7 protein-coding genes and 2 pseudogenes are annotated in these 4,668 nt (G+C 55.2%); 3 read left to right on the top strand and 6 right to left on the bottom strand.

Translation table 11 applies throughout. The features are described from left to right. Both L2I46_RS28660 and L2I46_RS28655 read right to left on the bottom strand, forming a co-directional pair. Nucleotides 1–526, bottom strand: a pseudogene (locus L2I46_RS28660) (site-specific integrase); the annotation flags it as partial. Next, nucleotides 519–740 carry a hypothetical protein gene (locus tag L2I46_RS28655; protein ID WP_016947202.1) on the bottom strand — a complete coding sequence of 74 codons (222 nt, stop codon included), beginning with the start codon at nt 738–740 and terminating at the stop codon, nt 519–521. The gene L2I46_RS28655 and the pseudogene L2I46_RS28660, both read right to left, overlap by 8 nt. Nucleotides 741–1,320: 580 nt before the next feature. On the opposite strand from L2I46_RS28655, the gene L2I46_RS28650 reads away from it, so the two are divergent. After that, nucleotides 1,321–1,671, top strand: a complete 351-nt coding sequence (locus tag L2I46_RS28650) for a hypothetical protein (RefSeq protein WP_117040473.1) — start codon at nt 1,321–1,323, stop codon at nt 1,669–1,671. A 126-nt stretch (nt 1,672–1,797) separates the two neighbouring features. Here the strand turns inward: L2I46_RS28650 and L2I46_RS28645 are convergent, their stop codons facing one another. Continuing rightward, complete coding sequence (locus L2I46_RS28645) at nt 1,798–1,908, bottom strand: small membrane protein (RefSeq protein WP_139157807.1); 111 nt, start codon at nt 1,906–1,908, stop codon at nt 1,798–1,800. A gap of 491 nt (nt 1,909–2,399) precedes the next feature. Continuing rightward, nucleotides 2,400–2,513, bottom strand: coding sequence for a hypothetical protein (locus L2I46_RS29665; RefSeq protein ID WP_032634168.1), 114 nt, complete (start codon nt 2,511–2,513; stop codon nt 2,400–2,402). A gap of 425 nt (nt 2,514–2,938) precedes the next feature. On the opposite strand from L2I46_RS29665, the gene L2I46_RS28640 reads away from it, so the two are divergent. Together L2I46_RS28640 and L2I46_RS28635 are read left to right on the top strand one after the other, a co-directional pair. Next, the gene (locus tag L2I46_RS28640; protein WP_016947206.1) at nt 2,939–3,130 is read left to right on the top strand and encodes a Rop family plasmid primer RNA-binding protein; all 192 of its coding nucleotides are present in this window, start codon (nt 2,939–2,941) and stop codon (nt 3,128–3,130) included. Then, a complete protein-coding gene (locus tag L2I46_RS28635) occupies nt 3,130–3,528 on the top strand; it encodes a helix-turn-helix transcriptional regulator (RefSeq protein WP_117040471.1) in 399 nt (132 codons plus the stop codon). The genes L2I46_RS28640 and L2I46_RS28635 overlap by 1 nt, the downstream gene beginning before the upstream one ends. 6 nt (nt 3,529–3,534) lie before the next feature. On the opposite strand, the gene L2I46_RS28630 is transcribed toward L2I46_RS28635, so the two are convergent. Next, nucleotides 3,535–4,233: a hypothetical protein gene (locus L2I46_RS28630; protein WP_048290303.1), complete on the bottom strand. Its 699-nt coding sequence runs from the start codon at nt 4,231–4,233 to the stop codon at nt 3,535–3,537. Beyond that, nucleotides 4,230–4,668, bottom strand: a pseudogene (locus L2I46_RS28625) (site-specific integrase); the annotation flags it as partial. The pseudogene L2I46_RS28625 and the gene L2I46_RS28630, both read right to left, overlap by 4 nt.

Genomic DNA, 4,668 nt, shown 5'->3' with positions numbered 1-4,668 from the left:
CCTCCCGACCGGCAAATTTACTGTCCGCTGCCGGACGGGGATCCGGTGCTCGCTCCTGGCGGGGCGCGAGGGTCAGCAGTTCATGGGCGCGTAATCCGGCGGCCAGGGCAATCGCGGTGGCCAGAGCGTTGGCGGGCTGCTGTGCAGCGGCAATCAGGGCCACCTGGTCCGGGCTGTAGGCCCGGCTGCTCAGGATCTGTGCCTGCTCCGATTTCACCACCGGCAGGTGTTCGCCGGCAGGGAGGGTCTGCGTCACGTGGATCATCATGGCCTGGATGGCCTGGCGTTCCATATCGAGCGTTTTCTGGCCAACCTGCTCCCCGCGCTGCTCCAGGTAGGTGATGGCCTGCGCCGGTGTCAGTGTGCGTAAATCGCCGTGATTAATCCGGTTGGCTTTCATCCACTCTGCGACGCGGGTCAGTCCCTGCTCGTAATTCCGGACTGTGCCGACAGAGCGCAGAATATTTCCCTGGAGTGGTTTTATCACGCCAGCCGCCTGGCGGGCAGCGCTGGCGAATTTAGCCATTTTTTTCCAGCCAGCGGGTAACCGTGGACAACACCACCTTGATTCGCCGGGCCCGGAGCCAGCGTTGCAGCTCCGCTGCACTGGCCCCGGCCTGGTACAGGCTCAGCAGTTCGCCGGTATAGCGGTCAAGGCGGGAGGGACGGTAGCGGACCTGGCGGATACGGCGGGTCTGCGCCTGCAGGGCGGCCAGTTCGGCAGCGGTATCAAATTGCATCTGTGCTCCGGATTGGGTGTAAGAACATCAGTGGCCGTTACGTTAACGGTCACTGCGGCATGCGCCGATCGCCCTCGTTCGAACCTCTCGTGGTTCAGCCCGGACTGCTCGCGGCTGATAACGTCCCTTAAGCCAGGGAATGGCCTGACCTGATTGCCGGTCTCGCAGATTTTAGCTGTTTTCTCAGGATTCTCGGATTGGGCTGCCCGGTACAGTATCCCCGGAGGGACCCGGCTGTTTTACCTGCTGCCGGTAGGCAGGTGCGCGTCAGAGTGCGCCTCCTCATGGTTTGACTAAATACTAGCCAGGTTTTTCGTGCGTGTGAATGTTGTTTTTTAAATGTTGCGCCTGACTCCGCTCAATAGCGACACCCGCTATGTACAGGCGCATTTATGCGTCGTACATAGCTGGTGTCGCAGGTGCTGATTTGGCGGAATAAAAAACACCGGGACTGACCGCCCCGGACCCCGCCAACGGTGACCGGACAGACAAAAAATTTGCCTGCCCGGTCACCGTTTCACATCATGGCGAGGAGGCGGGATCTGAAACGGTGTGATGAAAGTGCAGATGAGGTCAGACGATGCAGGTCGGTGAGTCCGTGGTGAACGCGATAGTGGAATACCACGCACAGGGCAGTGAGGAGGCGCATGCAGAGGAAAACAGGATGTTCCTGCGTTATCTGCACGAGTTAACGGGAACACAGCGTGTGGCGGTTGAGGTGGCCAGGAAATATTTTTCGCCGGTGAGGGCTGATATGAGCTACCTTTTTCTTGTCGCCGGCACCGCACCAGGTGCGACGGTCCTTTTACAGAATTGTCCTCATTTGACGGGCCTGGATGGCCCGTTCTTTTATGCTTTTAACGTCCGGGGCCCTTTTCTCGGCCGAAATCACCGGCTATGCGGTGGTGTGCATAGCCATGCATATGCGTAAAATAAATCAGGCGCGTTTCTGGCGGTTTTCGGTGTACTTGCCACCACCTTTTGCCCGTTAACCACCAGAAACGCCCTGAGGCCGTTTTCGCGGTGCGCGTAAGAAGACGTTATGGTAAATAGGGCGCTATCGCCTAAATACACGGCTGATTGTTTTTTTTTCTTTGTAGTATGAGATTCCTGAGTAGACAGCTACAACAAGTAGAGCAATGGCGATAGCAAGTGAAATCCAGTCCATAAATGCCTGATTAATTTAATAAAAACAGCCTGTTATGATTTCATAAAGATAATATCATCTTTTTTTAGCATGATACTGTCGTTACTTATTGTGGTGAGATGAAACATAACCGCTGTTTTTGTATGTGTTTGTTAAGGCTGCTAAGATTATTCTTAACCACTGGTTTTGTACATATCATCAAAAAAAAAATAAAAAAAACTAATGCCCCCGTGGTGGGTATATAACAAATCACGGGGAGCGGGTCAGAACTACGCCAAAACTTTGAATGATCGGGGGGCAGACTAAATGAAATCTTGAGATTCATTCAGCCTCGTCGTAATCTCTTGCTCTGTAAACGAAAAAACCGCCCAGCAAGGCGGTTTTCTCGAAGGTTCTCAGAGCAGCAACTCTTTGAACCGAGGTAACTGGCTAGTTAGAGGAGCGCAGTCACCAAAACTGTTCGTTTAGTTTAGCCTTAACCGGCGCATAAGTTCAAGACTATCTCCTCTAAATCAGTTACCAGTGGCTGCTGCCAGTGGCGCTTTTGCATGTCTTTCCGGGTTGGACTCAAGACGATAGTTACCGGATAAGGCGCAGCAGTCGGACTGAACGGGGGGTTCGTGCATACAGTCCAGCTTGGAGCGAACTGCCTACCCGGAACTGAGTGTCAGGCGTGGAATGAGATAAACGCGGCCATAACAGCGGAATGACACCGGTAAACCGAAAGGCAGGAACAGGAGAGCGCACGAGGGAGCCACCAGGGGGAAACGCCTGGTATCTTTAAAGTCCTGTCGGGTTTCGCCACCGCTGATTTGAGCGTCCGTTTCTGTGATGCTTGTCAGGGGGGCGGAGCCTATGGAAAAACGGCAACGCCGTGGCCTTCTCCCGTCTGTTCTTTTCCTTTTCCTTTTCCGGGTGGTGGCGATGACTTTTCTGTCTGTGTGCCCCGTCCGCTCGCCGCAGCCGAACGGCAGGAGCGTAGCGACTGAGTGAGCGAGGAAGCGGAAAAGAGACCGGTTTTACACTGAGCACTGACGCCCTGAGGCCCCTTATGACGAAACAACAGAAAACTGCCCTGAACATGGCTAAATTCATCCAGAATCAGTCCCTGCTCCTGCTGGAGAAGCTTAACGAGCTTGATCTCGATGCGGAGGCTGACCTTTGTGAGAAACTCCACGATGATGCGGAGCATCTTTTCCGTACACTGTCCCTCAGACTGGATGCACTACAGGAGGGTGACTGATGGCGAACGTGTCGATCAGTGAGGCTGCACGCCTGACGGGTAAGAGCAGGACAACCCTGCACAGGTTAATTAAAGCCGGTGAACTGTCCACCTGTCGGGGTGAACGGAATGCGAAAATGCTCGAGACTTCAGAGCTTTTGCGGGTGTTTGGTGCCTTTGCGCCGGTATCCGTTGAACAGGCGGAAGAACAGGTCAGTGGACAGCGTGACACAGTCACTTCTGACCGTAATGAACAGGTCATTTACATTCTGAAACAGGAAATTGAACACCTGAACACCCTTCTTGCCTCAAAAGATTCACATATCGACAGTCTGAAACAGGCGATGTTGTTGCTGGAGAACCGGGAAGATCAGCGGCAGAACACGACCCGGCCCTGGTGGCGTTTCTGGCAGTCCTGAAATGTCTCAGTGTTTTTGCCCTGCTGTTCCGCCAGTGGCCTGGAGTTTTTCCAGTTTCCGTCTGCGCCGTTCCGCCGTCGCGCAGGCATTTCTCCGTCTTTCCTCTGCTTTCTCTGCTTCCAGACGGGCCAGCTCGGTGTTATGCCGCTCCCCGGCCACATATTTCCGGGCCTTCTCCAGGGTTGTTTCCAGCGCCAGCTCCTTTTTCTGCAGGATGGATTCGCGCTGATTCAGTGCCTCCCTCTGTTCTTCCAGCTCCTTTCTGGCTTCTTTCCGGGCATTCTGCACCGCCTGAAGCAAGAGGCTTTCTTTTTGCGCAAACGCTTCCCGCAGTACATCCTCAGCACCAATGTAGTGGCTTCGCAGGGCCGCTGTCTCCAGGTTGTGATTCTGAATAAGGGTATTTTGTCTGGCTCTGTGAGCCTCTTCTGCCTCCCTCAGTGCCTGCTGATATCCGCTTATCTCGCGCTGTATCCGGCGGGACTCTGAGCCTCTGAAAAACAAAATGAACAGCCACAGCGAGAACGCTGTGGCTGCGATCCCCGTTGCCAGGATAGCGGGACCGAGTTCGGTGACCGCCTTCCAGCCAGTAAACGCCTCAGGATTGCTGACGTCCGGATAGTAAACGCCATAGTGATTCAGCTCATACAGGGCGTACGCGATGGCGAAAACACCGGTACACAATAAAATAAATGTTCTTGTCATCGCAGGTATGTCTCCGTGATTTCCGGACGAAAATGGCCCATTTCCTGGCTGACGGTGCGCAGGGCCATATCACGAACCAGACCGAGTTTTTGCAGCTCCTGCATCCGTTGCTGGGCGTAGCTGTGACGCACGCCGTGTGCCCCCCGTGACCAGCCCAGGGTACGCATGGAGGCGGCACTGAAAGCGTTCGACCAGCGCTGTCCTCCGCCAATGGCGTACTGACTCTGGTAAAACACGCCGCGATCGGTCACCCGGACCGGGCTCGCCAGCCTGACATGCTCCAGACGTTCAGCCAGGGGGGACGGTATCAGGACTTCCCTGACCAGGCCGCCTTTGCCCTGAACGGTGTAAATCACACCCTCCCGACCGGCAAATTTACTGTCCGCTGCCGGACGGGGATCCGGTGCTCGCTCCTGGCGGGGCGCGAGGGTCAGC

It is taken from the genome of Klebsiella sp. 2019SCSN059, from assembly GCF_021739525.1.
Taxonomy (GTDB): Bacteria; Pseudomonadota; Gammaproteobacteria; order Enterobacterales; family Enterobacteriaceae; genus Klebsiella; species Klebsiella quasipneumoniae.
This window is presented reverse-complemented; position numbering and strand designations above follow the sequence as displayed.

Bases quoted from the DNA above. Each gene is read 5' to 3' on its own strand.
- L2I46_RS29665 (WP_032634168.1), bottom strand. From the start codon at position 2,513: ATGCACGAACCCCCCGTTCAGTCCGACTGCTGCGCCTTATCCGGTAAC.
- L2I46_RS28640 (WP_016947206.1), top strand. From the start codon at position 2,939: ATGACGAAACAACAGAAAACTGCCCTGAACATGGCTAAATTCATCCAG.
- L2I46_RS28645 (WP_139157807.1), bottom strand. From the start codon at position 1,908: ATGGACTGGATTTCACTTGCTATCGCCATTGCTCTACTTGTTGTAGCT.
- L2I46_RS28635 (WP_117040471.1), top strand. From the start codon at position 3,130: ATGGCGAACGTGTCGATCAGTGAGGCTGCACGCCTGACGGGTAAGAGC.
- L2I46_RS28655 (WP_016947202.1), bottom strand. From the start codon at position 740: ATGCAATTTGATACCGCTGCCGAACTGGCCGCCCTGCAGGCGCAGACC.
- L2I46_RS28630 (WP_048290303.1), bottom strand. From the start codon at position 4,233: ATGACAAGAACATTTATTTTATTGTGTACCGGTGTTTTCGCCATCGCG.
- L2I46_RS28650 (WP_117040473.1), top strand. From the start codon at position 1,321: ATGCAGGTCGGTGAGTCCGTGGTGAACGCGATAGTGGAATACCACGCA.